We start from the raw sequence: 23,044 nt of genomic DNA, 5'->3' as shown, positions 1-23,044 counted from the left end.
GGAGCAACCGCGCATGGATGAGCGCCGCCTCAAGTATCTGTACGTGGTGCTGGCCGCGCTGTTCGGCCTGCCCAGCCTTTTCGCGGGCGGCGTCGGTGCCTGCATCGCCCTGGTCATGGGGGTGATCGGCCTGGTCTCGCTGGATGCTGACAAGCTGTGGTTCGCTGCCGTCATGTGCGTCTGGGGAACGGCCGCGCTTGCCGGCCTGGTGGCCTGGGTCGCGCTCAGCGTCATCTGGTTGCGTGATGGACTGCAGGGCCTGCGCACGGCCTCGCCACGCTGGTGGTGGTTGCTGGGCATGGGCGTGCTGGCGGGCCTGCCGTTGCTGGGATTGGCGATATATACCTTCTCCGGGTTGGGCCCGGCGGTGGTGAGCGGTCTCTTCGCAGGGCCGTCGCTGCTGGTGCCCACCGGCATGCTGATGTTGCTGCGTGCGCGTGCCGATACCGTGGATGTGCCGCCCGTACGAGCGCGGGCATCGGAGTAACCGCGCATGGATGAGCGCCGCCTCAAGTACCTGTATGCCGCGTTGGCGGTACTGCTCGGCCTGCCCGGCCTGGCGATGGGCGGCGCGGTCGCGGTGATGTTCCTGGTTGTTGGCGTGCAATCCTTCGGCGGCAACCGCTCCCCCGATCTGGTGCCACTGCTGTGGGGCCTGGCCGGCGTGGCGGGTTGCCTGGCCTGGCTGTGGCTCAGCGCCGGCTACCTGCTGCAGGGCCGGGCCGGCCTGCAGGTGCGCGCGATCTGGTGGTGGCTGCTGCTGGCCGGTGGGCTGGCAGCGCTGCCGGTTCTCTGGATGACCGCATGGTTCGGCTTCCAGCAGGGGGGCGCCGCGTTGGAACTACTGCTGCTGGGGCCGTCGATGCTGGTACCGGCCGCCATGCTGGTGTGGCTCAAGCGCCGCGCCTGACGCGGCCAATCAAAGGGAATGGAACGCATGGATGAGCAGCAGCACAAACGATGGATGGGGATAGCAGGCCTGCTGGTGGGCCTGCCCACCGCGGCGGCAGGAGGCACCGGGGCAGTATTGGGGTTGATGGTCGTGCTGGATGGCAAGTATCTGACTGGCGATGAGCACTCGCTGTTGCTGCTCTGGTCATCGGCCGGAGTGCTCGGCCTGCTGTCCTGGATGTGGCTGAGCGGCCTCTTCCTGTGGCGTGGTCGCGCAGGCCTGCATCAGGCGCCGGTGGTCGCATGGATTGGCCTGGTGCTGGGAATACTGGCCGCGCTGGGTGTCGTCGCCGCCACGCTGTATTTCACCTTCAAGGAAGGGGAGATCTCGACCTTGGGCTTTCTCGGGTTTGGCCCACTGCTGCTGGTGCTGGCCGCGCACCTGTTGTGGTTGCGCTGGGGCGGGAATACTCCGGCGTCCGGCCCGGCCGGCTGAGTGGCGGCCCAAGAGCGCATCAGGCGCCCATTCCGGCTTTCGCGCAGGCAGCATTTGCTGCTGGACCCTTTCTCAGGTACCTTTGCGACGCTGCCATGACCGTGGCATCTAGGTTGCCCCCTGAGCCAGGCGTTCCATGCATTGCCCCTTCTGCCAACATGCCGATACCCGGGTCATCGACTCGCGCGTCTCCGAAGACGGCGCGACGATCCGCCGTCGGCGTGAATGCGAAGCCTGCGGCGAGCGCTTCAGCACCATGGAAACGGTTGAACTGAAGCTGCCGGCGATCATCAAGAGCGATGGCACCCGCGAAGCCTTCGACCAGCGCAAGGTCCGCGCTGGTTTCGACCGCGCACTGCAGAAGCGTGCGGTGGCCGAAGACAAGATCGAAGCGGCGGTGCGGGCGGTGGTTCACCAGCTGCGCATCAGCGGCGAGCGTGAAGTGCCTTCGATCAAGGTCGGCGAGTTCGTCATGAACGAACTGCGCAAGCTCGATCATGTCGGCTATGTGCGGTTTGCTTCGGTCTATCGCAGCTTCGAGGACGTTGCCGATTTCCGCGAGGAGATCGAGAAGCTGGAACGTGACCTGCCGTCCAGTACCGAACAGCTGCAGCTGCTGGGCGACGTGATTGCCCTGACCAAGAAGAAGAAGGGCTGACCGCTTCTGCCTTGGTGGGTGCCAACCTTGGTTGGCACAATGGCCGTTGCTCTGGTGGGGGCCAACCTTGGTTGGCACTGATGGCATGGATCTACGCCAGCGGCGGTACCATGGTGGCATGAGCATCCCGTTCTCCGTCCTCGACCACCTGCACATGGCCAACGCACTGCGCCTGGCCGAGCGTGCTGCCTATACCACCCGCCCCAACCCAATGGTCGGTTGCGTCATCGCCCACGGCGAACGCGTGGTCGGGCAGGGCTGGCATCAGCGCGCCGGCGGTCCGCATGCTGAAGTGTTCGCCCTGCGCGAGGCCGGAAGCGAGGCGCGTGGTGCCACCGCCTACGTCACCCTGGAGCCTTGTGCGCACTACGGGCGCACACCGCCGTGCGCGCTGGCCTTGATCGAAGCGGGCGTGTCGCGCGTCGTTGCCGCGATGCGCGATCCGTTCCCGAAGGTCGATGGTGGTGGCTTCGATCTGCTGCGCAATGCCGGCATCGAGGTTGCCGAAGGACTGATGGCGACGCAGGCGCGTGAGCTCAACAAGGGCTTCCTATCGCGCGTGGAGCGCAACCGGCCGTGGCTGCGGGTGAAGCTGGCGGCCAGCGTCGACGGTCGCACCGCGATGGCCGATGGCAGCTCCAAGTGGATCACCGGCCCGGCCGCGCGCGAAGACGTGCAGCACTGGCGCGCGCGCGCAGGTGCGATCCTGACCGGCGCCGATACCGTGCTGGCCGACGACCCGATGCTGACCGCGCGCCTGGCCGATACCGAGGTGATGCCGCCACTGCGCGTGGTGCTGGATTCGCGCCTGCGCTCACTGGAGTGCAGCCGTGTGCGCGAGGGTGGGGCACCGACGCTGTACCTGCACGATGCAGCGGTGAGTGCACCGGATGCGGCCGACGCCGAATTCGCCAGCGTGCCCTGCGTTGAAGGGCGGCTGGACCTGGGCGCGGTGCTGGCGCTGCTGGCCGAGCGCGGCATCAACGAAGTGCATACAGAAGCCGGCGCGACGCTGGCCGGTGCGCTGCTGCGCGGCGGCTGGGTGGACGAGCTGCTGCTGTACCAGGCCCCCACGTTGCTGGGCGATAACGGACGCCCGCTGCTGGCCGGCCTCGGCATCGATGCAATGGACCAGCAGCGCCGCCTGCGTGTGGTTGACCAGCGCCAGGTGGGCGAGGACATCAGACTGTTGTTGCGCCCGTGAGGGAATGACGGCATCTCCTGTGTCGTCAGGTGCCCTCGTCCTCGTCGGCGGGGCACTGCTCTGCCCATTGCTGCTTCCACAGCATGTGCAGGTCCCGGCAGTAGGCACCGAGCGCTTCCCCCGTCAGTTGCGTTGACTTCGACCGCAGCCTGCGCCGGCTGATGCCGTCGTCGTACTCGTCCGGCAATACCGTCGGCGCACATTCATCGTGGTATATCAGGAATGCACGGCAGTCGTCGTCTTCGCTCAGCTGTGCATCGATGTCCCTGTCGCGTAGCTGGTTCGACTCGAAGGCAACCGATGGGCGGATGATGAAGGTCTTGGGCCTGTGCGCTTCGGCCTGTCCACACACCATCAGCGCCAGCAGCATGACCGTGGTCGACCCTGTACGATGTTTCATGCGGTTGCCCCGGTGGAAGAGAGCAACAGCATTGACCATGCACACCGCAATGGGCCATGCAACGGTTCTGAAAGTGCGTTCGGCTGTTCGCGGCCTAGTGGCACTCATGCGTCCAGAGTGCCTGCATTGCGGGCCGCAAGGCCATGCATTGCTGCAGCAGCTCCGCCTCGGGAATCTGCTGTCGCCGCTTGCTCAGGGTAGTGGCCAGGTCACTCACCCCCTTCAGTTCCTGCGGCGCAATGCGTGCCATGCAGCGGCGATGCTGTTGCAGCAGGTCGTCACACTCGACGATGCCTGTCATCTGTGCGATGGCGTCACGCGTGCCCGCGCGGTCCAGGTGGCGCGGCTGTGCGATCAGTGCTTCGGTCAGAACCACGTATATGTCATGTTCGACGCGGCCGGAGGGGAAGTCTTCATTCGGATGCCTCGACTTCTCGCTGTGCCAGGCGGGTTCGCGAGTGGTCGATACCACGCGCGTGGTGCCAACGATCTCGTGGAAGGGGCCGTCGCGCAACGTCTCGATATAGGCTCTCCAGAAGCGCTGCTCGCTCTGCTCACCGCCATCGAAGACCGTAGCCTCGGACAGGTACCGAAGACGCTCGACATCGCCCACGCGGCAGCTGAAGTGCACGTCGGCAACCTGCATGCCTTCGGTCAGACTGTGCCATGCCTCGCTTCGGTAGGGCTTGCATCGGCTGTTGGCCAGAACCTGCAGCGCCCAGACAAGATGTGGCGAATCCACGCCGTCGATCGGATCGACATGGCGCTCGATGTTCCTCGTCCAGGTCGCCAGCAACTCCGCCATGGGCGGAGCATTGAAGAGATCACTGGTTGCACCGGTCCGGTCGGCCTGCTGCTTCTGGACAAGCATCTGCAGTGCGAAGTCGTTGCGTTCATGCATGGCCTGCAGATGCTGGGAAACGACGTCTTCCGGGGTTCTGTCGCGGGCAGTTGCCAAAGGCAGGTGCATGCCCAGGGCAAGCAGGCAGAGAAGAGGGCGGTGCACGGTGATTCCATCGGGACGGGGCGGGGGAGAATGCCCCCCGCCCCCAGGCCTGTCCATGCAACTCGTCCGAACCTGCGGCCGGGGTCGAGCCGGATATCGCCAATGCGGCTGCGTTCGGCCCCTGCGCCCTCACCTGCACTCGTCGGTCCACATCATCTCGGCGATCGGGCGCAGTGCCTTGCACTCCTGCGTCATCGCTTCGGCCGACTGCACCTGCGCCTTTGTTTTCAGTTCCTCGGCCATCGCATCCACGCCGCTGATCTGGTCCGGCGCGATCTTCGCCACGCAGGCGCTGTGCTGCTGCAGCAGCAGGTCGCAGCCCGGTACGCCGGTCACCTTCGGTGCGCTGGCGGCCTGCACGTCCTGCATCCAGTCTTCGAACGGTGCCAGTGCACCGGCCACGGTGCCTACCAGATCATCGAAGTTGCCGCTGTACCAGTAGCCATTGTCCTTGGCCGGGTACAGGGTGAAGGTGCCGCTGACCGGCACGCGCGCGCCACTCTGCAGTGCCTGGGTATAGGCATCGGTGAACTGCTTGCGCGAGGCCGGGCTGGCATCGGCGGCCAGGCTGGCGGCGAACAGCGGGCGCACCTTGCCCAGGTCGGGCACCTGGCAGCTGAAGCTGATGCGCGCCAGCTTCTGGTCTTCAACGTATTCGTTGTCTTCGACCACGCTCTTGGTCGCGCGGCACTTTGAATCGCGCAGGGCCTTGGCGTACAGCGCTTCAGTGGCCGCAGCGCCGGTCTTGTCACCGGCGCTGGCCAGCACGGTCTGCCACGGTTCGGCCAGGGCCTTGGCCAGTGCGCCCGGGGTCGGGGTCACCGCGTCCTGGCCTTCAAAGGCGGGTTTCAGCGCATCGTTGAGCGTGCGGGTAGCAGCCGCGTCGTCTTCCAGCAGGGTGCGCGCGTACAGGTCGAAGGCCTGCTCGGGGGTCAGCTGGGCCGATGCGGCGCCGGCCATCAGCGGGGCGCACAGCAGGGCGCTGGCCAGCAGGGTACGGGTGAAGGTCTTCATGACGGTGTTTTCCTTTTCCAGAGGCGCGCAAGCCTAGCGCATCCAGCAGTACTTTCGATGGCGACCAGCGGTCACATGGTGGCTGCACACCGGCCAAAAAAACGGGCCCCTTGCGGGGCCCGTTCGATCGCTCGACGAGAAGCGATCGTTGGATCAGAAGCTGGCGCGCACGCCAACCGAGTACTGGGTGACGTCGCGGTAGCCGGAGATCTCGCCCACCAGACCCCAGGTCCTGGTGAAGTTGATTTGGCCGCCGACCGTGCCAACCCAGGTGCCCTTGAAGTTGTTGCCGCCATCCATGTAGCCGGCCTTGGCCCAGGCTTCGGTCATGCGCGACGGCTTGCCGCGGATACCCATGGTGACGCGGCCCAGGTTGGTGTGGTCCTTGCCGTGGTAACGCACGCCGTCATAGCGCAGGGTCGATTCGGCGTTCTGACGCACCCAGGCGGCATCGGCGGTGAAGTCCACGCGATCGGACCACGGCATGTGGTAACCAATGCCCAGCTCCGGCTGGTTGAGTTCCAGCTTCAGCGAATCTTCGCCGTAATGGCGGGTCTTGCTGGTACGCGACCAGCCGCCGAACACGTAGACCTGTTCGGCCAGCGCGACCGAACCACGCAGGTAGCCGCCGTCGACCTTCGGGTCGTCCAGTGCGTTGTCGTCAACCTTGACCTGCGTCCAGCCACCTTCAACGTAGGTGTAGCTCAGGGCGTCGGCCGACGCAGTGAACGGGGCGGCGGCCAGCAGGGCGGCCACGATCAGGATCTTGCGCATGGGAATTCCTGTGAATTTCAGTCCATTGGCGGGCCTGCCCTTGCGGCTGCCCGTGGCGACATCATGTCGTCCAGGGCAGGATTTTAATGAAAGTTTTACAAATTGCGAGCGACGGCCGTCACAGCTGTGGCATCCGACCCCGTTCAGCCCGGGCTGGTACACTGGCCAGGCCGGTTCGCCGGTACACAAACGTCTTCAGGGCGGGGTGCAATTCCCCACCGGCGGTAGGTGCGCAAGCACGAGCCCGCGAGCGCCCCGGCCCACGGCCGGGGGTCAGCAGATCCGGTCCAATGCCGGAGCCGACGGTCATAGTCCGGATGAAAGAAGACGGTGCCACAGGGCGAATGCCCTGCGTGCGCCTGTTTGCCTTGCGGCGTTTTTCGCTCACATCCTGCGGAGAACGTTTCTTGTTTACTGGAATCATCGAAGGCGTCGGCCGTCTGGCCGCTCGCGAACCCATCGGCGGCGATGTCCGCTTCACCTTCAATGTCGGGAATCTGCCGTTCGACAACGTGCAGATGGGCGAGAGCATCGCCATCAACGGTGTCTGCCTCACCGTCATCGCATTCGACGCCAGCAGCTTCCAGGCCGATGCCTCCACCGAGACCCTGGGCCTGACCACGCTGGGCCAGCTCGGCGAGGGTGCGGTCATCAACCTCGAACGCGCCATGCGCCCGACCGATCGTCTCGGCGGCCATCTGGTCAGCGGCCACGTCGATGGTCTCGGCCAGGTGCTGTCCATCCACGAAGACGCGCGTGCCCAGCGCTGGCGCTTCGCCGCGCCGGCCTCGCTGCGCCGCTACATCGCCAAGAAGGGCTCGATCTGCGTGGATGGGGTCAGCCTGACCGTCAACGAAGTGGACGATGAAGGCTTCGAAGTCGCCCTCATCCCGCACACCGTGGCCAACACCGCGTTCTCCGCCGCTGGCGTGGGCAGCGCGGTCAATCTTGAAATCGATCTGGTCGCCCGCTATGTCGAGCGCCTGATCAGCGTGCCGGCCAACGGTCAGCACCCGCAAGGAGATGCAGCATGAATTTCGCCCCTATTCCGGAAATCCTGGAAGACATCCGCCTGGGCCGCATGGTGGTCATCGTCGATGACGAGGACCGCGAGAACGAAGGCGACCTGATCATGGCCGCCGAGCTGGTCAAGGCCAGCGACATCAACTTCATGGTCACCCACGGGCGTGGCCTGGTGTGCCTGCCGCTGAACCGTACCCGCGCCGCCGATCTGGGCCTGGCGCCGATGGTGCAGGCCAATACCGCGCAGTTCCAGACCAACTTCACGGTCAGCATCGAGGCCGCCGAGGGCGTCACCACCGGCATTTCGGCACACGACCGCGCCCATACCATCCGTACCGCGGTGAAGCCCAACGCCAAGCCGTCGGACCTGCACCAGCCGGGCCACATCTTCCCGCTGATTGCCCAGCCGGGCGGCGTGCTGACCCGCGCCGGCCACACCGAAGCCGCCGTGGACATGGCCATGCTGGCCGGGCTGGAACCGGCCGGCGTGCTGGTGGAGATCCTGAACCCGGATGGCAGCATGGCGCGCCGCCCGGAGCTGGAAGTGTTCGCCCGCGAGCACGGCCTGAAGATGGGCTCCATCGCCGACCTGATCGCCTACCGCCTGGCCACCGAAAAGACCGTTGAACGCGTGGACGAGCGCGAGATCGACACCGAGTTCGGCCCGTTCAAGCTGGTGACCTACCGCGACCGCATCGCCCACGACCTGCATTTCGCGCTGGTTCGTGGCACGCCGGATGCGGAAACACCGACCCTGGTGCGTGTGCAGGTGGAAAACCCGCTGGCCGACCTGCTGCACTGGCGCCGTGACGACTTCGGCGTGGCTGCCACCGATGCCCTGCGCGCGATCGATGCCGAAGGCGCCGGCGTGATGGTGGTGCTGCAGGCCCCGCGCGACGGTGAAGCCCTGCTGGCCCGCCTGCGCCAGCAGCCGGCACCGGTGGTACCGGGCAAGGACAAGGACGTGAGCCAGTGGCGCCGCAACGGTGCCGGCGCGCAGATCCTGTCCGACCTGGGCCTGGGCAAGCTGCGCGTGCTGGGCACCCCGCGCCGCCAGATCGGCCTGGCCGGCTATGGTCTGGAAGTGGTGGAGACGGTGACCCCGTAAGCTCCACCGCACGTGGGATCGGTAGTGCCGGCCGCTGGCCGGCAACCATGTTCCCCGGGTTGCCGGCCAGCGGCCGGCACTACCCACGGGCGCCCTGGGGCCCATCCACGCTAGAATTACCCCTTAATCGAATCCCCCAAGCCGCATATGAGCCACTACGAAGGCGATCTTCGCACTCCCGAATCGGCGCGCTTCGCCATCCTGGCCAGCCGCTGGAACGCCCGCATCACCGATACGCTGGTCGCCGGCGCCCGCCAGAGCCTGGCCGGCAACGGCATCGCCGAAGCCAACATCGACGTGATCCGCGTGCCGGGTGCCTGGGAGCTGCCGCTGGTGGCCGCGCGCCTGGCCGCCGCCCACGAACACGCCGCCATCCTCACCCTGGGCTGCGTGATCCGTGGCGATACCCGTCATTACGAGCACGTGGCCGACCGCTGCGCCGAAGGCTTGATGCGCGTGCAGCTGGATTTCGGCGTGCCGGTGCTGAACGGCGTGCTGGCGGTGGAACGCGTTGAAGACGCCGAGGCCCGCGCAGGCGGCAGCCACGGCAACAAGGGCGAGGAAGTCGCACTCGCCGCATTGGAAATGGTCAATCTTCTGGAGCAGCTGCCATGAACAAGAACACCCAGGGCAAGCCCTCCGGTAAACCCGTCCGCCGCGATGGCGTCGATCCGGTGCTGCGCTCGCGCGCCCGCCGTCGTGCCGTGCAGGCCATCTACGCCTGGCAGATCTCCGGCGGCAACGCACAGTCGCTGATCGCCCAGTTCGCCCACGAGCAGGCCCGCGAAATCGCCGACCTGGCGTATTTCGAGGCGCTGCTGCACGGTGTGCTCGACAACCGCCGCGACATCGACGAAGCCCTCGGCCCGTACCTGGACCGTGGCATCGAAGAAGTGGACGCGATCGAGCGCGCAGTGCTGCGCCTGGCCGCCTACGAACTGCGCTACCGCCTGGACGTGCCGTACCGCGTGGTGATCAACGAAGCCATCGAATCGGCCAAGCGCTTCGGTTCCGAGCACGGCCACACCTACGTCAACGGCGTGCTGGATCGTGCCGCCGTGGAATGGCGCAAGGTCGAATCGGGTCACTGACCCACTGCGTCCCGCATCGTTCATTGAACGGCGCGGGAATCTGCTTCGGTAGAGTCGACTGTCAGTCGACTGCCTTTCGATCAGCAGTCGTAGTGTCGGACCGGAGAGCAGTCGACTGACAGTCGACTCTACCCCCCAGCCGGTTCACCTGGTCGGCATCCGCGCCCGCCGCCCATCCATGCAACCCGCCGGAACGCCCCATGTCCCTGGCCGAATTCGCCCTCATCGACCGCATCCGCGCCCGCACCCTCGAGCGCGACGACATCCTGCTCGGCATTGGCGACGACGCCGCGCTGCTGCAGCCGCGTGCCAATGAGCAACTGGTGGTCACCGCCGATACGCTCAACAGCGGCGTGCACTTCCCGGCGGAAACCCCGGCCTTCGACATTGGTTGGAAGACCCTGGCGGTCAACCTGTCGGACCTCGCCGCGATGGGCGCGCGCCCGGCGTGGTGCACGCTGGCGCTGTCGCTGCCGGAAGCCTCTGAAGACTGGATCGAGGCCTTCGCCGATGGCTTCTTCGCCCTCGCCGACCAGCATGACATTGCACTGATTGGTGGCGATACCACGCGTGGCCCGCTGTCGTTGTCGGTGACCGCGATGGGCCAGGTCGGGCGTGGCCAGGCGCTGCGCCGCGACCGCGCGCAGGTGGGCGATGACATCTGGGTCAGCGGCACGCTGGGCGATGCCGCCGGTGCGCTGCGCCTGTGGCAGCAGGGTGCGCTGAGCATCGCCACCGCCACGCTGCTGGCCGACTACGAAAGCCTGCGCCTGCGCCTGCTGCGGCCGACGCCGCGTGTGACCCTGGGCCTGCGCCTGCGTGCCTTCGCGCATGCGGCGGTGGATGTGTCCGACGGCCTGCTGGCCGATCTGGGCCACATCGCCACGCGCAGCAACGTGGCCGCGCATGTCGATGCCGATTCGTTGCCGATCTCGCACGCGCTGCGTGAGCTGCTCGGCCGCGACGGTGCACGCGATTACGCATTGCGTGGTGGCGACGACTACGAGCTGTGCTTCACCGCCGCCGCCGACCAGCGCGATGCGCTGCACTATCTGGCCGAATCGCTGGACGTGCCGCTCACCCGCATCGGCCGCATCGCCGAAGGGCAGGGCGTGCACGTGGATGGCGAAGCCGCCGACGGCGGATACCAGCACTTCGCGTGACCGGCAAAGGTCTGCACACGATTCGTATCCTGTAGAGCCGAGTCATGCTCGGCTGCTTCTACGCAATACATGAAAGGTGGGCGCAAGCTCGGCTCTGCATCAGCGACACGGGTCTACCGCTCAACGCGGGCTTCCGAATCGCGAGGTGTGCCGTAGTCATCCAGCCATGTGAATGACACTGACGCTGGGATGACTGCGCCATCCGGCAGTGCATAGCGTACCTGTGCTCCCGGCGCGATCATGTCCACCTCGACGCTGCGGCCGTCGGCAAGCGTCAACGAACTCAGCGACACGTGGTACGCGCTTGGGTTACGCACCTGCAGGCCATCGCCATCGCCGGACCACAGCAGGGCAGCTGCTGCATCGCGCGCATTGCCCGGCAGCCCTGCCGGGCGATGGAACAGCTTCACCCGCGTGCGCACTGCGAACTGAAGCAGGTTGCGGTCTGCAGTTCCGGAAGGCTTGGGCGGTATGTCCAACAGATTGAAGTAGAACACCGACTCGCGATCCATGGGCACCGGCGGATCCGAGGGGCGCGGTGCATAGGTGATGCGAAATGCCTGGGCATGCTGTGACAGCAGCAGGCGCGGTTCGGCCGGCGTCAGCCGGAAGGGCGTGCGTACATCTTCCGGTCGTGCGTGGCTGTCGCCATCGTCGATCCAGACCTGGGTCATGGCAGGCTGCTCGCCGACGTTGCTCGCTTTCACTGTGACATCGCGGCCCTTGGCGGCATCGTGCACGATGCGGGTTCCCTGCAGTGTCACGGCGGCCTGGCCGGGAAGGGCGAATAGGGCAGCCAGCAACGCGGACAGCCCCGAAAGGAATGAGAATTTCATGCGGCGCCTCGCTGGACGACGACAGCCTGGCGCATCCGGCCAGGCTGCCACGGAAGTCAGTCGTAGAGAACGACGAAGTCACCGGATGCGTTGGCCTGCCCGGCCTGCGCATTCTGTGAGGGCGATGCGTACCAGGCGCTATACGTCAGCTGTCCACTGCCACCGGCGGCAATCGTCAGCCACCGCGTCGGGTCATCACCGATGCGCTGGTGATTGTCGTCCGCGTCATACAGCGCAACCCCGACGTTGCGTGCTGTCGAGGCCGCTGTCAGTGCGAGATTGCCGGTGCTGTCATGCTGCGTACCACCGAAGCGGACGCCAACCTTCTGCGCGGCACCGGAGCCGCTGCAGTCAAGGTTGATGGTGAAGTTCTTCTGGCCTGCACGTGTTGCCGCGTTCACCGAGACAAGATCAACCTTGCCCATCGGCACGGTGATCGCGCCACCGGTCGTGCCGACCGTACAGGTGGACGTTTCCAGCGATCCGGTGATTTCCAGGCGCTCGGCGTGGGCCAGGGAGGGAATCGTCAGGGCCAGGAAGGCCCCGCACAGCAGTTGCGTTTGAAGGGGCATGGACTGTTCTCTCTGCAATGGAATCCTGCACGACAGCGATGTCGTGGGTTGGCGGGAGTCTGTCCGGGTGTAGTCCCCAACGATATGAAGAATGTTGCAAAAGCCCGTCATTGCGGCAATTGCAACTTTCTGCATGGGCGATGGCTCGGCAAGCGCGTACGGTGCGTGTCCCCGCCTTTGCCCCAGTAGATGCCAATGATGTCGCTCTGTCCTGCATACGCTGGCTGCCTCGCCCTGTTGGGAGCGACGGTTGCTTTCAGTGCGAGCGCGACCTGCCGCGCACCGGGGGGCGACGCACAGCTCGATCACGTTTTCGACGTCGCCTTTACCGACCGTGCCGATATCACTCTGGGCTTCCATTCTGGAATGCTGACCCTGGTCTGCGACGCAGGTGAAACGCAGATGGAGGAGCTGCTTCAGCTGACCGGAATGAAGTACGTTCGCGACGTGCCCTGGGGGAGCCGCGCGATTGCCGCCTACGAAATGGATTCCACCTCGCCCTTGTTGGCCTTCAGCTACAGCTATGGTGGCTGCGAAATATCCGATCCCGAATGCCCGATCGAGGAGGTCGAGGAAGGTGGCGTTCCGCTGCGCGACGGTGTTCCGAGCCGGTACTCGCTGAATGGAGCAAGAAAGAACGTCACCGTGCAGGTCATCGCGTTCTCACGGGGCGGACCAATGCACGACGTGGCCCGCCGGCCTGCGGGCTCCCTGCGCACGACGTCTGGCGGCACGGGTGGGTTCCATCGTTTCAACCTTGGTTTCCGCTTTCGTGCCCAGACCTGCGCGGTCACTCCGCAGAACGTCGACCTGGATCCGGTGGACGCGGTAACCCTGCAGCGCAACGGCAGCGCGGGCGAGAAGTCGTTCAATGTGCGCGTCAGCTGTGCCGCCTCCGGGCGCCGACTGGTTCTGGAGCTGGTGGACGTTCACGATCCTGCCAGCACGTCAAACACGCTGAAGGCGGCGCCGGGCAGTACCGCCAATGGTGTGGCAGTGCAGATCCTCAGTGGAGGGAATCCTGTGCGGATGAAAGCCCCCTGGACCCATGGCGCCGCATCAGGCAGTGCCCTGCCGGTTCCATTCAGTGCGCGCTACCTGCGCACGACCGGGACGCTGCGCACCGGATCGATACGTGGTGAAGCAACGTTGCTGGCAGATTACTACTGAGGTGCGTCGCGCATGAATGGAATGCGGGCATGATCCCTTCCACTACGCCGCGTCCAGGTCTGTGTGCTTCACGGCTTGCATCGGCCATGGCATTCGCTCTGTCGGGACTGGCGTTACCTGCCCACGCGGAGACCGAAACGGGCCTTGAATTCAGTGACGGCTTCCTCGTGGGTGGGCGAACCATCGATATGCGTCGCTATGTGCGCGGCAACCCCATGCCCGCAGGCGACTACCGCGTTGATGTGCTGGTCAACGGCCAGTACCTGCAGACACGCGACATCACCTTCGTAGCGGGCGACGACCCTGACCGGGCGGGTGCCTGCCTGTCTGCGGATCTGCTGCGGGAGCTGGAACTGCAGGCCACCTATCGAATGGCGCTGGAGCGGGCAACGGGTTGTATCGACCTGCCGTCCGTGATCGCGGGGGCAACAGTGACATTCGACAGCGGCACGCTGCAGCTGCTGATCTCCGTGCCGCAGGCTGCACAGGCGAGGGCGGCACGAGGCCTGGTGCCGGTTGAGCTACGTGATCCAGGCATCAACGCCCTGTTCGTGGACTACAGCGCCAGCCATGGCCGTAGTGCAGGCGTCGATCGCAGCCACCTCGGCCTGCGCATGGGTGCGAACATCGGGAGCTGGCGCTTCCGCCATCGCACCGCCTTCAACCATGCGCGGGGGCAGGTGCGCCGTACCACCATCAACAGTTACGCCCAGCGTGACATTCCCGGGTGGAACAGCCAGCTGTTGCTGGGTGAGGGCAACACCAGTGGGCAGCTGTTTGACAGTGTGCCGTTCACGGGGGTGCGTATCGCCAGTGATGAACGGATGCTGCCTGATTCACTGCGCGGATATGCACCGGTGGTACGTGGCATTGCCGACAGCAGTGCAGTGGTGCGCATCGAGCAGGACGGTGTTGTCATCCATGAAGTAAACGTCGCTCCAGGGCCGTTCGCGATAGACGATCTGTATCCCACCAACTTTGGTGGTGACCTGCAGGTGATCGTAATGGAAGCCGATGGCCGGCAGCAGCAGTTCACCGTCAGCTTCTCGGCGGTGCCACAGGCGCTGCGCGCGGGTACGTCCCGCTCAAGCGTGACCGCCGGTGCACTAAGAGGCCGTCACGTCCTGCAGCGGCTGGGCTTCGCCGAGGCCACCCATGCGCATGGACTGAACAATCGACTGACAGCTCTCGGGGGATTGCAGCTGGCTGAAGGATACGGTGCCGGCCTGCTGGGGGTGGCGGTCAACACTCCTGTCGGCGCGCTGGGCATGGACGTCACCCATTCGCGCGCCCGCCAGGCGGACGGGCGGCCCCTGATCGGCAACAGCTACCGGGTGAACTATCAGCGCTACCTGGCAGAAAGTGGCACCAACTTCGGGCTTGCGGCGTATCGTTACAGCACCCGGGGCTTCCTCACGCTGCACGATCTGGCAACGGCCCGCTCGGACGAGTGGCATCCAGTGGGACGTGCGCGCCAGCGCTACCAGCTGAACTTCTCACAGAGGATCGGGGAGCGCAGCAGCCTGCATCTCGACGGCGGCCACGTCGCGTACTGGGACAGCACGCAGCGCCAGAATGATCTGCAGCTGAGCTTCAATACCGTTGCGGGGAAGGTCAACTACGGCGTATCCGTCATGCGTTTCCGGCAGGGAAACGGTCGTCAGGACACCCGCTACGACCTCACGGTCAGTCTGCCCTTGGGATCCCACGGCAGCACGCAGCGGACCAGCACCCGCGTGGGTCGCTCTGACGGTGGAGGCCAGGCCCAGCTGAGCCTGACAGGTGCGGTGGGAGAGCGTCGCGCGCTCAACTATTCACTGTCTGGAGAGCAGCGGGCGGGCGGGGTACGCAGCAGCACTGCATTCGCCGATTATCAAGGCCGCTACGCACATCTCAGCGCGGGCTTCACCCGAGCCGGGCATTTCAGCAGTCACACGCTGGGGGCCGCCGGCAGCATCGCCTTGCACCGTGGTGGGATCACCCTGGGGCAGCCAGTGGGAGAGGGATTTGCGCTGGTGCAGGCGCCCGGCGCGCACGGCGCCCGCATCGGAGCCGGCGCTGATCTCCGTGTTGATCGCCGTGGTTATGCGCTGCTGCCGCACATCAGCCCTTACCGCTGGAACCGCATTGATCTTGACCCGTCCGGTTTGCCGCTGGAAGTGGAACTCCTACAGACCTCCCGGCGCATCGCGCCGACAGCGGGCAGCATCGTACGTGTTCCGTTCGAAGTGCGACGCGAGCGCTCCTTGTTCATCGATGCGACGGACGCGCTTGGGCAGCCGTTGCCGTTTGCCGCGCGCGTGCAGGAGGAGAACGGCACGCCGCGCGGAGCCGTTGGGCAGGGGGGCGTGATTCATCTGCGCGGTGCCCAGGATGAAGGAGCATTGATCGTCGATGCCGATGGCCCCAGCCGCTGTCGACTGCTGTACCGCATGCCCGCCAAACCTGACGCCTATGGCCTGTCCTGGACCCAGGCGCTGTGCACGCCAATGGGCGACGCCGGGTTGCGGGTAGAGACCGCGATTCCAGGTCCTGACATTCAATCTTCGCTTGCTCCAGGAGAATCTCCATGATCGATCAGTACCGTCATCTGCCGGCCATGCTTGCATTGCTGATGGCCGCATCGCCGGCCAGCAGCCAGACACTTTCCATCAGTGGCCGAGTGTTGCCGGGTACCTGTGCGCTGGCCACCCCCGCCATCACGCTCGACAGCGTCAAGGCCGATGCACTCAATGTGGGCAACAACAATCTCAAGACCAGCAATCTGAATTTCACCGGATGCATCGGCGTCACCAAGGCACTGCTTTCCTTTGATGGGACCGCTGCGGAGGGCGATGCCCTGCGGTGGAAAAACACGGCGACGAGCGAGCCCGCCAAGGGCCTTTCCATTGTGCTGCTGGCAGGCGCGAGCGGATCGACACCTCTGAAGAAGGGAGACAAGGACATTCCTGTCATAGTGACTGGAGCGACGGCCAGCTACACGCTGCGTGCGGGCTACTACCTGCCCTCCACCAGTGGTATCAACGCGGGCTCGGTGCAGACCGAGATCACCATCACAGCAACCTACCAGTAGTCTTCATCCAGTCGCTGCATGGGGAAGAACTCAGGTTCCAATGAGCTTGCCATTGCGAATGGATGCTTCACCTCCATGCCGGATGACGTGCGCGTACGGCAATGACGACCTATCTCGCCTTGCCGATGTGCCGGCGAGGGGGGGAATGGTCGTCAGTCGACTGGGGTACACCGCGCGGAGAAGCAGATGGCAGGATCGAAGTCTTGACTGTATCTGAACGAAGGCCCCATCTGTCGTGATTGTCCATTGAGTGACTGTGCAGCCGGTGGCGATGCTGCCGGATCGCTCGCTACTGACCACGCGCATGTCCCCTCCCGAACGTTCCCACAACGCCGCCATCGATGGCCTGCGTGCATTGGCGGTGCTGGCCGTCGTGGTCTTCCACACCAATGCGGCGTGGTTGCCCGGCGGTTTCACCGGCGTGGATCTGTTCTTCGTGGTGTCCGGCTTCGTGATCAGCCAGTCGCTGGCCTCGCGCGCCAATGCGTCGCTGGGCGCAATGCTGCTTGATTTCTACCGGCGCCGCGTGCTGCGCTTGTTGCCGGCGCTGCTGGTGATGCTGATGGCGACCTTTGTGCTGTCGGCGCTGTTCATTCCCCGCGCGTGGCGCAACGAGCAGTTCGACCAGACCGGCTGGGCCGCGCTGATCGGCTTCAGCAACATCGTGCTGGCGGGTCAGCAGGACGATTACTTCTCACCCGGCGTGGAACTGAACCCTTTCCTGCACACCTGGACGCTGGGCGTGGAGGAGCAGTTCTACCTGGTCTTCCCGCTGCTGTTCTTCGTGTGGTTGCGTGGGCGTGAGCGCTGGCCATGGTCGCGTTGGCTGTTGCCGGTGTTGACCCTGCTGTCGCTGGCGTGGGCAGGCTGGCAGGCGCAAACGGCACCGGCGGCGGCGTTCTATCTGCTGCCCGCACGGTTCTGGGAGTTGGCCGCGGGCGCGCTGCTGTACCAGTGGATGCGCACGCGCACGCCGGGCCAGAACGGGGATGCGGTTGCCGTGGCCGGTCTGGCGCTGCTGGGTGCAGGCGTGGTGATTGCACCGCAGCTGGCGATGCCGGTTCCGGGCGTGCTGGCTACCGTGGCTGGCACGTTGATGCTGCTGGCGAGTGTGTCGGCGCCGGGTACATCGCGCATCGGCCGCGCATTGGGGTGCGCGCCGCTGGCGTATCTGGGCAGGCTGTCCTATTCGCTGTACCTGTGGCATTGGCCGCTGCTGGTGCTGCTGCGCTGGACCTGCGGCCTGCACGGTGCTGCGCTGTGGCTGTATCCGGTACTGCTGCTGGCGGTGTCGGCCGCGTCCTACCACTTCATCGAGCGCCCGCTGCGCAGTGCGGCGCCGCTGCTGCGGCTGGCACCGGCCAAGGTGCTGGCGATGGGGCTGCCAGTGGTCGCGCTATGCGGCGCAGGCGCGTGGGCTACGGTGGAATACCACGAGCAGATCTCGCTCAGCGTTACCCGCGATGGCTACGCATGGCAGGCGCGTCGCTATCCCGCATGGCGGTCGCTGGAGCCGGTGAGCGCGCCGGCGCTCGAAGGGCGGCGCCTGTTCGTGGTGGGGGATTCGCATGCGGCGGCCTACCGCACCATGACCAGCATGGTCGCGCGCCAGACCGGCATGGAGATGCGCCAGGATGACCGCGGTGGTTGCAGCTTCGTCAATCTACTGCGGGCCAGCCCGGCCGACTGTCGGGACTTCATTGAAAACGCATTGTCGAATATCGAGCGTGAGGCGCGTCCGGGTGACATCGTGCTGCTGGCAGCATTGCGCATGCCGGAGCTGCGTGGGTTCGATTGGCAGCGCCAGGATGCACAACAGATCTATCAACAGCTGTTGGACGAGCGCACCCCGGCCCATGCACAGGCCGCGCGTGACGAGGCTGATCGTGTTCTTGGGCGTTTGCAGGAGCTGGCCGTGCACGTGGTTGTGGATGCACCGCTGCCGTTGTTCAAGGCCGGGGCCTACCGTTGTTCGGATTGGTTCAACCGCCGCAATCCTGCCTGTGCCGGTGGCCTGAGCATGCCGCGTGCCGATCTGGAAAGGCTGCGCGCGCCGCAGATGGCGTTGCTGGCCGAGCTGGCGGCGCGCTATCCATGGCTCACGGTGTGGGACCCGCTACCGTTGCTGTGCGGGCCGCAGACCTGCTCGGCGGTGGAAGAGGGTGAACCGCTGTTCTTCGACAATGATCACCTGAGTGGGCATGGCAACCGCGTGCTGCTGCCCAGCTTCCGGCAGACGCTGATCGATAGTGCAAGCGACAAGTCCTTGTAGAGCCGAGCCCACGCTCGGCTTGCCACGCGCAGCGCGGGCTTGATCGGGACCGGGTCGACGAGCAGCCGAGCATGGGCTCGGCCCTAAAGGAGTGCACGCGGCCTATGCCAGCGGCAGCACCTTGCCTGGATTGAGGATGCCGTCCGGGTCCAGCGCGGCCTTGATCGCGCGCATCGTCGCCAGCGTGGCCGGGCTGAACGCCTGGGCCATGAAATCGCGCTTGGCCAAACCAATGCCATGCTCGCCGGACAGCGTGCCGCCCAGTGACAGCGTCAGTTCGAAGATCTTCGGCAGTGCGGCATGCGCGCGTGCGTTCTCGTCGGCGTCGTCCGGGTGGTAAAGAATGTTGACGTGCAGGTTGCCGTTGCCAGCGTGACCGAAGGTGACGATGGTCAGCGTGTAGTCGCGCGCCAATGCCTGTACACCGGCCACCAGTTCCGGAATGCGCGACACTGGCACCACCACGTCTTCATTGATCTTGCCGGGCGCGACCGTCCGCAGTGCCGGCGACAGCGCCTTGCGCGCCGCCCACAGCTGGTCGCGCGCGCGGCCTTCCATCGCCACGTCCAGCTCGATCATGCCGTCGCCTTCGGCGGCGCTGGCCAATGCCTGCAACAGATAGGGCAGGGTGTCGTGGTCACCATCGGCCTCGACCAGCAGCATCGCACCGGCCTCCGGAACATCGGCGCCATTGAGCCGCAGCAGCTCCAGGCTGCGTGCGTCCATGAATTCCAGGCGGGTGGGTACCACCGGCTGCGACATCAACCGCGACACGGCGGCTGCGGCGGCATCCGCATCGCGGTACAACACGCGCAGCCCGGCCTGGCTGACCGGCAGCGGAGTGAGCTTGAGGGTGGCTTCCACGATCAGCGCCAGTGTGCCTTCGCTGCCCACCAGCAGGTGGGTGAGGTCGTAGCCAGTGGCGTCCTTGGTGTAGGCACCACCGCAGCGGATCACCTCGCCGGTGCCGGTGACGGCGACCAGACCGAGTACGTTGTCGCGGCTGGTGCCGTACTTCACCGCGCGCGGGCCACCGGCGTTGCAGGCCAGGTTGCCACCCACGCTGCAGATCTCCGCGCTGGATGGGTCCGGTGCCCAGAACAGGCCATGTGGCGCCAGCGCCTGCTGCAGCGTTCCATTGAGCACGCCGGGCTGCACCACGGCGCAGCGATCACCGGCACGGATCTCCACGATGCGGTCCATGCGGGTGAACGACAACACGATGCTGCCCGGCAACGGCACGGCTGCACCGGTGGTGCCGGTGCCGGCGCCGCGCGCGACCAGCGCTACGCCATGCACGCGACAGGCACGCACCAGTGCCTGCACCTGTTCGACGCTGGCGGGCAGCGCGACGGCAGCGGGGCGCTGGTGGCGCCACGAGTTGTCCTGCGCGTTCGCCTCCAGCGCGTTGTCATCCATGCGCCAGCCCTCCGCGCCCAGCAGGGCAGACAGTTCGGCAATCAATGCGGCGGGCAGGGCAGTACTCATGACAGATCTCGTGGGGCAGCAGGAGCGGGTTGGATCAGTTTCCAGGCAACAACGGCGCCGGCCAGCGGCAGCCAGACCCAGCGCAGTTCAGAGAGCAGGGTAGCGATGCCGCGCGCGCTGAAGAACTGCGGGGCAAACGGTGAAACGCGGATCGGCCGCCACGGGGCGAAGAAGCGCTGTTCGCTCCACGGCCAGGCCAGGGCAACGCCAAGGCCGCCGGAGGTCATGGCGTCGAGCAGGGGATGGCTGGCCGCGCAGATGAAGACGAACACGGTGGCTTGCATGGTCGATGCCACCGTTGGCCGCGCCTTGGTAGGTGCCAACCTGGGTTGGCACAATGCAGACCACAACGCCGCCAATGCGGCCAACACCCCGGCAAACAACAACGAATGGCTGGCACCGCGATGGCCGAACGCATCGGCATAGGGAATATGCAGGGCAAAGGCCAGTACATCGGCATCGGGCAGCATCGCGGCGACCACACCGGCGGCCAGCAGCCATGCCGGAATGCGGCCACGATCCGCGGCGCACCACAGCGCCAGAGGCACAGCGGCATGGGTGATGATCGAAGGCATCAGTCACGCACCATGGTCGTGCCGGCCAGGCTGCGCTCTGGTAGCTGCCAACCTTGGTTGGCACAGAAGCGCCGACCAAGGTCGGCCTCTACCAAAGCAAACGGTAGCCATCAGCAATCATCCAACCGGAACGCATCGCGCAGCCACTGCAACTGCGGCGGCTCGCCCGTAGCTTCCACCACATCAAAGCGGCACGGCGCATCGGCCAGCGCGGGATGGTCCTGCAGGTACAACAATGCGGCATGTGCCAGGCGCCGACACTTGCGCACATCCACCGAGGCCGCGCCGCCACCGAAATCAGATCGCGCGCGGTAGCGCACCTCCACGAACACCACGGTGCCGGCGTCGTCCATCACCAGGTCCAGCTCACCGCCACGATAACGCACGTTGCGCGCACGCGGCTGCAGTCCGGCCCGTTGCAGATGCTGCTCGGCGGCGGCTTCCACCGCCGAGCCCCGTTGGCTGCGCTCAGCGACCACCGACGATCGGCATCGGCCGGCCGCCATTGAAGGTGGACCAGGCCGGCTGGCGCAGGATGTTGCCGTTGCTGTCCAGGAACAGGGTGCCGGTGGCACCGTCCAGGCCACCTTCGTTGGACAGCTTGTCCAGGTAGGCGGTGATCTTCCAGGCATCGGCGCCGAAGGCGAACAGGCGGCCGGCCGCACCGCGTGCGCTGGGCAGGGTGCTGGCGACCTGGCTGGCCGACGGCAGGCCCGACACGCTGCGCACGTTCCAGGCTTCGTTCGGGTAGACGATGCCGTCCAGCGCCACGTCTTCTTCCATCTTGCCGCTGCCGACGGTCAGCTGCGAGGTGCCGACGCGGGTGGCGCCACCGGCACCGGCCAGCGCCAGCTGCGGCGCCAGCAGGCGAGCCTGCGGGGCGCGCACGGCGAGGAACACGGCATCGACCTGGCCGGCATTGCGCACCTGCGCACCGACATCGCCAACCGCATCGCTGACGCCGACCGTGGCCACCACCTGGCCGCCGCGCTGGGCGAAGCGCTGGGCGAAGGCGGCGGCGGCACGGCGACCGGTATCGTCGGCGCTGTTGATCACCAGCGCCTTGCCGCGCTCGCGGCCACGCAGGTATTCGGCGGCGACGATGCCGTCGTCTTCCGGCGCCAGCGAGAAACCGGCGCTGCCGGCCGGCGGCGCGTCCTTGCCACGGTTCAGTGCCAGCACCGGCACCTGCAGCTGCTGGCGGCCGTACACCGCGTCCACTTCGTCGCGGCCCAGCGGACCGACCACGAAGTCGGCACCGGAGGCGACGGCCTTGTCATATGCGGCCAGCGCACCGGCCGGGGTACCGGCGGTGTCGATGAAGTTGATGTCCGGGCGGCGGCGGGTCTCGCCGTAGTAGGCGGCGAGCAGGCCATCGCGCACCGGCTGCGCGGCGGTGGCCAGGCGGCCGCTGAGCGGCAGCAGCACGGCCAGCTTGGCCGGCGGGCGGTAACCGTCGCTCATCGCCGGCGGGCGCTTGCTGGTATCGAACTGGGCGGCGCCGTCGCGGTCGAACGGGCGCGGCAGCGGCAGGCCGCGTGCGATCAGCGCACGGCCAGCGAAGTTGTACAGCGGGTCGTTGGCCGGCAGGGCGGCGGCACGGCTGCGCAGGGTAGCGTCGTCGAGCGTGCCGAGCAGGCCGGCAATGGCGGCCTGGTTTTCGCTGCGGGCGCTGCCGGTCAGGCTGGCGTGCGCGCGGGCGCGCTCGGCGGCGGCGCCGAAGCTGTCGCCGGTGCCTTGCAGGGCATTCGCGCGTGCCACGTACCAGCGCGTGCGCAGGGCCGGCAGTACGTTGTCGCCGCTGTCCTTCAGCAGTGCCAGCGCCTGCGCCGGCTGCTTGTCGGCCAGTGCCAGCTCGGCGCCGGTCAGCTGGTAGCGCTGCAGGCTGGCGCCGGTCAGCTGGCGGGCGGTGAGCTGGCCCAGCAGGCTGCGCGCGCGAGCGCTGTCGCCGGCCAGGTGCCAGGCCCAGGCGGCATCGGCTAGGGCGTTGCTGCGGGCGCCACCTTTCAGGGTTGCGGCCAGCGCTTCCAATTGCAGGGCGGCGTCGCGCGGTTTGCCCTGTTCGATCAGCGCCAGCGCCTGGCTCTGGGCCGGCGATTCGGGCGCGCTGGTCAGGCTGGTGGTGGCACAGCCGGCCAGCAGCATCAGCGACAACGACAGGGCGGAGATCCGTGCGGCGGGCTTGTTCATGATCGGGTCCATGCGATGAGGGCAGCGGCCTTGGCCGGGT

General features: G+C 66.4%; 24 protein-coding genes and 1 riboswitch. Of the genes, 14 read left to right on the top strand and 10 right to left on the bottom strand.

The genetic code is table 11. The features are described from left to right. The first annotated feature begins 13 nt into the window (after positions 1-13). The 5 genes from AC5P5X_RS06410 to ribD all read left to right on the top strand — a co-directional run bounded on the left by AC5P5X_RS06410 (position 14) and on the right by ribD (position 3,249). Positions 14-487, top strand: a complete 474-nt coding sequence (locus tag AC5P5X_RS06410) for a hypothetical protein (RefSeq protein ID WP_049397397.1) — start codon at positions 14-16, stop codon at positions 485-487. A gap of 6 nt (positions 488-493) precedes the next feature. After that, positions 494-910, top strand: a complete 417-nt coding sequence (locus AC5P5X_RS06405; protein ID WP_049397398.1) for a hypothetical protein — start codon at positions 494-496, stop codon at positions 908-910. Positions 911-937: 27 nt separating this feature from the next. Further along, positions 938-1,387: a hypothetical protein gene (locus AC5P5X_RS06400; protein ID WP_049397456.1), complete on the top strand. Its 450-nt coding sequence runs from the start codon at positions 938-940 to the stop codon at positions 1,385-1,387. Between the two features lie 136 nt (positions 1,388-1,523). Continuing rightward, positions 1,524-2,045 (top strand): transcriptional regulator NrdR, encoded by a 522-nt coding sequence (nrdR, locus tag AC5P5X_RS06395; protein ID WP_049397400.1) that lies wholly within the window; start codon positions 1,524-1,526, stop codon positions 2,043-2,045. A gap of 118 nt (positions 2,046-2,163) precedes the next feature. Further along, on the top strand, positions 2,164-3,249 hold the full coding sequence (ribD, locus tag AC5P5X_RS06390; protein WP_049397401.1) for a bifunctional diaminohydroxyphosphoribosylaminopyrimidine deaminase/5-amino-6-(5-phosphoribosylamino)uracil reductase RibD: 1,086 nt from the start codon (positions 2,164-2,166) through the stop codon (positions 3,247-3,249). Between the two features lie 25 nt (positions 3,250-3,274). Here the strand turns inward: ribD and AC5P5X_RS06385 are convergent, their stop codons facing one another. From AC5P5X_RS06385 to AC5P5X_RS06370, 4 genes are all read right to left on the bottom strand, one after another. Continuing rightward, entirely contained in the window at positions 3,275-3,619 is a 345-nt protein-coding gene (locus AC5P5X_RS06385; protein ID WP_060380869.1) for a hypothetical protein, read from the bottom strand. A gap of 124 nt (positions 3,620-3,743) precedes the next feature. After that, the gene (locus AC5P5X_RS06380; RefSeq protein ID WP_133050600.1) at positions 3,744-4,655 is read right to left on the bottom strand and encodes a hypothetical protein; all 912 of its coding nucleotides are present in this window, start codon (positions 4,653-4,655) and stop codon (positions 3,744-3,746) included. A 129-nt stretch (positions 4,656-4,784) separates the two neighbouring features. After that, positions 4,785-5,669 (bottom strand): hypothetical protein, encoded by an 885-nt coding sequence (locus tag AC5P5X_RS06375; RefSeq protein ID WP_111188860.1) that lies wholly within the window; start codon positions 5,667-5,669, stop codon positions 4,785-4,787. Positions 5,670-5,822: 153 nt separating this feature from the next. After that, complete coding sequence (locus AC5P5X_RS06370; RefSeq protein ID WP_049397405.1) at positions 5,823-6,443, bottom strand: hypothetical protein; 621 nt, start codon at positions 6,441-6,443, stop codon at positions 5,823-5,825. 187 nt (positions 6,444-6,630) lie between these two features. Beyond that, positions 6,631-6,776: riboswitch (FMN riboswitch) on the top strand. Between the two features lie 74 nt (positions 6,777-6,850). On the opposite strand from AC5P5X_RS06370, the gene AC5P5X_RS06365 reads away from it, so the two are divergent. The 5 genes from AC5P5X_RS06365 to thiL all read left to right on the top strand — a co-directional run bounded on the left by AC5P5X_RS06365 (position 6,851) and on the right by thiL (position 10,828). Next, positions 6,851-7,477 carry a riboflavin synthase gene (locus AC5P5X_RS06365; RefSeq protein ID WP_049397406.1) on the top strand — a complete coding sequence of 209 codons (627 nt, stop codon included), beginning with the start codon at positions 6,851-6,853 and terminating at the stop codon, positions 7,475-7,477. Beyond that, positions 7,474-8,574 (top strand): 3,4-dihydroxy-2-butanone-4-phosphate synthase, encoded by a 1,101-nt coding sequence (gene ribB, locus AC5P5X_RS06360; RefSeq protein WP_111188859.1) that lies wholly within the window; start codon positions 7,474-7,476, stop codon positions 8,572-8,574. Before AC5P5X_RS06365 ends, ribB begins: the two co-directional genes overlap by 4 nt. 147 nt (positions 8,575-8,721) lie before the next feature. Beyond that, positions 8,722-9,189 (top strand): 6,7-dimethyl-8-ribityllumazine synthase, encoded by a 468-nt coding sequence (gene ribH, locus AC5P5X_RS06355; RefSeq protein WP_012479138.1) that lies wholly within the window; start codon positions 8,722-8,724, stop codon positions 9,187-9,189. Further along, positions 9,186-9,665, top strand: coding sequence for a transcription antitermination factor NusB (nusB, locus tag AC5P5X_RS06350; protein WP_005408062.1), 480 nt, complete (start codon positions 9,186-9,188; stop codon positions 9,663-9,665). The genes ribH and nusB overlap by 4 nt, the downstream gene beginning before the upstream one ends. Positions 9,666-9,865: 200 nt before the next feature. Continuing rightward, the gene (gene thiL, locus AC5P5X_RS06345; RefSeq protein WP_111188858.1) at positions 9,866-10,828 is read left to right on the top strand and encodes a thiamine-phosphate kinase; all 963 of its coding nucleotides are present in this window, start codon (positions 9,866-9,868) and stop codon (positions 10,826-10,828) included. Between the two features lie 113 nt (positions 10,829-10,941). Here thiL and AC5P5X_RS06340 read toward each other — a convergent pair whose 3' ends face one another. Together AC5P5X_RS06340 and AC5P5X_RS06335 are read right to left on the bottom strand one after the other, a co-directional pair. Next, positions 10,942-11,664 (bottom strand): fimbrial biogenesis chaperone, encoded by a 723-nt coding sequence (locus AC5P5X_RS06340; RefSeq protein WP_012479141.1) that lies wholly within the window; start codon positions 11,662-11,664, stop codon positions 10,942-10,944. Positions 11,665-11,720: 56 nt separating this feature from the next. Further along, complete coding sequence (locus tag AC5P5X_RS06335) at positions 11,721-12,236, bottom strand: fimbrial protein (protein ID WP_043033817.1); 516 nt, start codon at positions 12,234-12,236, stop codon at positions 11,721-11,723. A gap of 195 nt (positions 12,237-12,431) precedes the next feature. Between AC5P5X_RS06335 and AC5P5X_RS06330 the strand changes: the two genes are divergently transcribed. From AC5P5X_RS06330 to AC5P5X_RS06315, 4 genes are all read left to right on the top strand, one after another. Then, positions 12,432-13,406, top strand: a complete 975-nt coding sequence (locus AC5P5X_RS06330) for a fimbrial protein (RefSeq protein ID WP_158230231.1) — start codon at positions 12,432-12,434, stop codon at positions 13,404-13,406. Between the two features lie 86 nt (positions 13,407-13,492). Continuing rightward, positions 13,493-15,979, top strand: a complete 2,487-nt coding sequence (locus AC5P5X_RS06325; RefSeq protein ID WP_223846469.1) for a fimbria/pilus outer membrane usher protein — start codon at positions 13,493-13,495, stop codon at positions 15,977-15,979. Further along, positions 15,976-16,479 (top strand): fimbrial protein, encoded by a 504-nt coding sequence (locus AC5P5X_RS06320; RefSeq protein WP_012479145.1) that lies wholly within the window; start codon positions 15,976-15,978, stop codon positions 16,477-16,479. Before AC5P5X_RS06325 ends, AC5P5X_RS06320 begins: the two co-directional genes overlap by 4 nt. Before the next feature lie 271 nt (positions 16,480-16,750). Next, positions 16,751-18,751, top strand: a complete 2,001-nt coding sequence (locus AC5P5X_RS06315) for an acyltransferase family protein (protein WP_087802842.1) — start codon at positions 16,751-16,753, stop codon at positions 18,749-18,751. A 102-nt stretch (positions 18,752-18,853) separates the two neighbouring features. Here AC5P5X_RS06315 and AC5P5X_RS06310 read toward each other — a convergent pair whose 3' ends face one another. From AC5P5X_RS06310 to AC5P5X_RS06295, 4 genes are all read right to left on the bottom strand, one after another. Beyond that, complete coding sequence (locus AC5P5X_RS06310; protein WP_111188857.1) at positions 18,854-20,239, bottom strand: FAD-binding oxidoreductase; 1,386 nt, start codon at positions 20,237-20,239, stop codon at positions 18,854-18,856. Next, the gene (locus AC5P5X_RS06305) at positions 20,236-20,814 is read right to left on the bottom strand and encodes a metal-dependent hydrolase (RefSeq protein WP_012479148.1); all 579 of its coding nucleotides are present in this window, start codon (positions 20,812-20,814) and stop codon (positions 20,236-20,238) included. Before AC5P5X_RS06305 ends, AC5P5X_RS06310 begins: the two co-directional genes overlap by 4 nt. Positions 20,815-20,924: 110 nt before the next feature. Then, entirely contained in the window at positions 20,925-21,293 is a 369-nt protein-coding gene (locus tag AC5P5X_RS06300; RefSeq protein WP_012479149.1) for a YraN family protein, read from the bottom strand. Next, a complete protein-coding gene (locus AC5P5X_RS06295) occupies positions 21,283-23,004 on the bottom strand; it encodes a penicillin-binding protein activator (RefSeq protein ID WP_049459446.1) in 1,722 nt (573 codons plus the stop codon). Before AC5P5X_RS06295 ends, AC5P5X_RS06300 begins: the two co-directional genes overlap by 11 nt. Positions 23,005-23,044: the final 40 nt, after the last annotated feature.

Source organism: Stenotrophomonas sp. YJH_SMC_91 (assembly GCF_059368495.1).
The sequence above is the reverse complement of the archived record's forward strand: the minus strand, read 5'-3'. Positions and strand labels throughout refer to the sequence as shown.

Bases quoted from the DNA above. Each gene is read 5' to 3' on its own strand.
- nusB (WP_005408062.1), top strand. From the start codon at position 9,186: ATGAACAAGAACACCCAGGGCAAGCCCTCCGGTAAACCCGTCCGCCGC.
- AC5P5X_RS06330 (WP_158230231.1), top strand. From the start codon at position 12,432: ATGATGTCGCTCTGTCCTGCATACGCTGGCTGCCTCGCCCTGTTGGGA.
- AC5P5X_RS06320 (WP_012479145.1), top strand. From the start codon at position 15,976: ATGATCGATCAGTACCGTCATCTGCCGGCCATGCTTGCATTGCTGATG.
- AC5P5X_RS06305 (WP_012479148.1), bottom strand. From the start codon at position 20,814: ATGCCTTCGATCATCACCCATGCCGCTGTGCCTCTGGCGCTGTGGTGC.
- ribB (WP_111188859.1), top strand. From the start codon at position 7,474: ATGAATTTCGCCCCTATTCCGGAAATCCTGGAAGACATCCGCCTGGGC.
- AC5P5X_RS06315 (WP_087802842.1), top strand. From the start codon at position 16,751: ATGCTGCCGGATCGCTCGCTACTGACCACGCGCATGTCCCCTCCCGAA.
- thiL (WP_111188858.1), top strand. From the start codon at position 9,866: ATGTCCCTGGCCGAATTCGCCCTCATCGACCGCATCCGCGCCCGCACC.
- AC5P5X_RS06410 (WP_049397397.1), top strand. From the start codon at position 14: ATGGATGAGCGCCGCCTCAAGTATCTGTACGTGGTGCTGGCCGCGCTG.
- AC5P5X_RS06370 (WP_049397405.1), bottom strand. From the start codon at position 6,443: ATGCGCAAGATCCTGATCGTGGCCGCCCTGCTGGCCGCCGCCCCGTTC.
- nrdR (WP_049397400.1), top strand. From the start codon at position 1,524: ATGCATTGCCCCTTCTGCCAACATGCCGATACCCGGGTCATCGACTCG.
- ribD (WP_049397401.1), top strand. From the start codon at position 2,164: ATGAGCATCCCGTTCTCCGTCCTCGACCACCTGCACATGGCCAACGCA.
- AC5P5X_RS06400 (WP_049397456.1), top strand. From the start codon at position 938: ATGGATGAGCAGCAGCACAAACGATGGATGGGGATAGCAGGCCTGCTG.
- AC5P5X_RS06375 (WP_111188860.1), bottom strand. From the start codon at position 5,669: ATGAAGACCTTCACCCGTACCCTGCTGGCCAGCGCCCTGCTGTGCGCC.
- AC5P5X_RS06335 (WP_043033817.1), bottom strand. From the start codon at position 12,236: ATGCCCCTTCAAACGCAACTGCTGTGCGGGGCCTTCCTGGCCCTGACG.
- AC5P5X_RS06385 (WP_060380869.1), bottom strand. From the start codon at position 3,619: ATGCTGCTGGCGCTGATGGTGTGTGGACAGGCCGAAGCGCACAGGCCC.
- AC5P5X_RS06325 (WP_223846469.1), top strand. From the start codon at position 13,493: ATGGCATTCGCTCTGTCGGGACTGGCGTTACCTGCCCACGCGGAGACC.
- AC5P5X_RS06405 (WP_049397398.1), top strand. From the start codon at position 494: ATGGATGAGCGCCGCCTCAAGTACCTGTATGCCGCGTTGGCGGTACTG.
- ribH (WP_012479138.1), top strand. From the start codon at position 8,722: ATGAGCCACTACGAAGGCGATCTTCGCACTCCCGAATCGGCGCGCTTC.
- AC5P5X_RS06295 (WP_049459446.1), bottom strand. From the start codon at position 23,004: ATGAACAAGCCCGCCGCACGGATCTCCGCCCTGTCGTTGTCGCTGATG.
- AC5P5X_RS06310 (WP_111188857.1), bottom strand. From the start codon at position 20,239: ATGAGTACTGCCCTGCCCGCCGCATTGATTGCCGAACTGTCTGCCCTG.
- AC5P5X_RS06340 (WP_012479141.1), bottom strand. From the start codon at position 11,664: ATGAAATTCTCATTCCTTTCGGGGCTGTCCGCGTTGCTGGCTGCCCTA.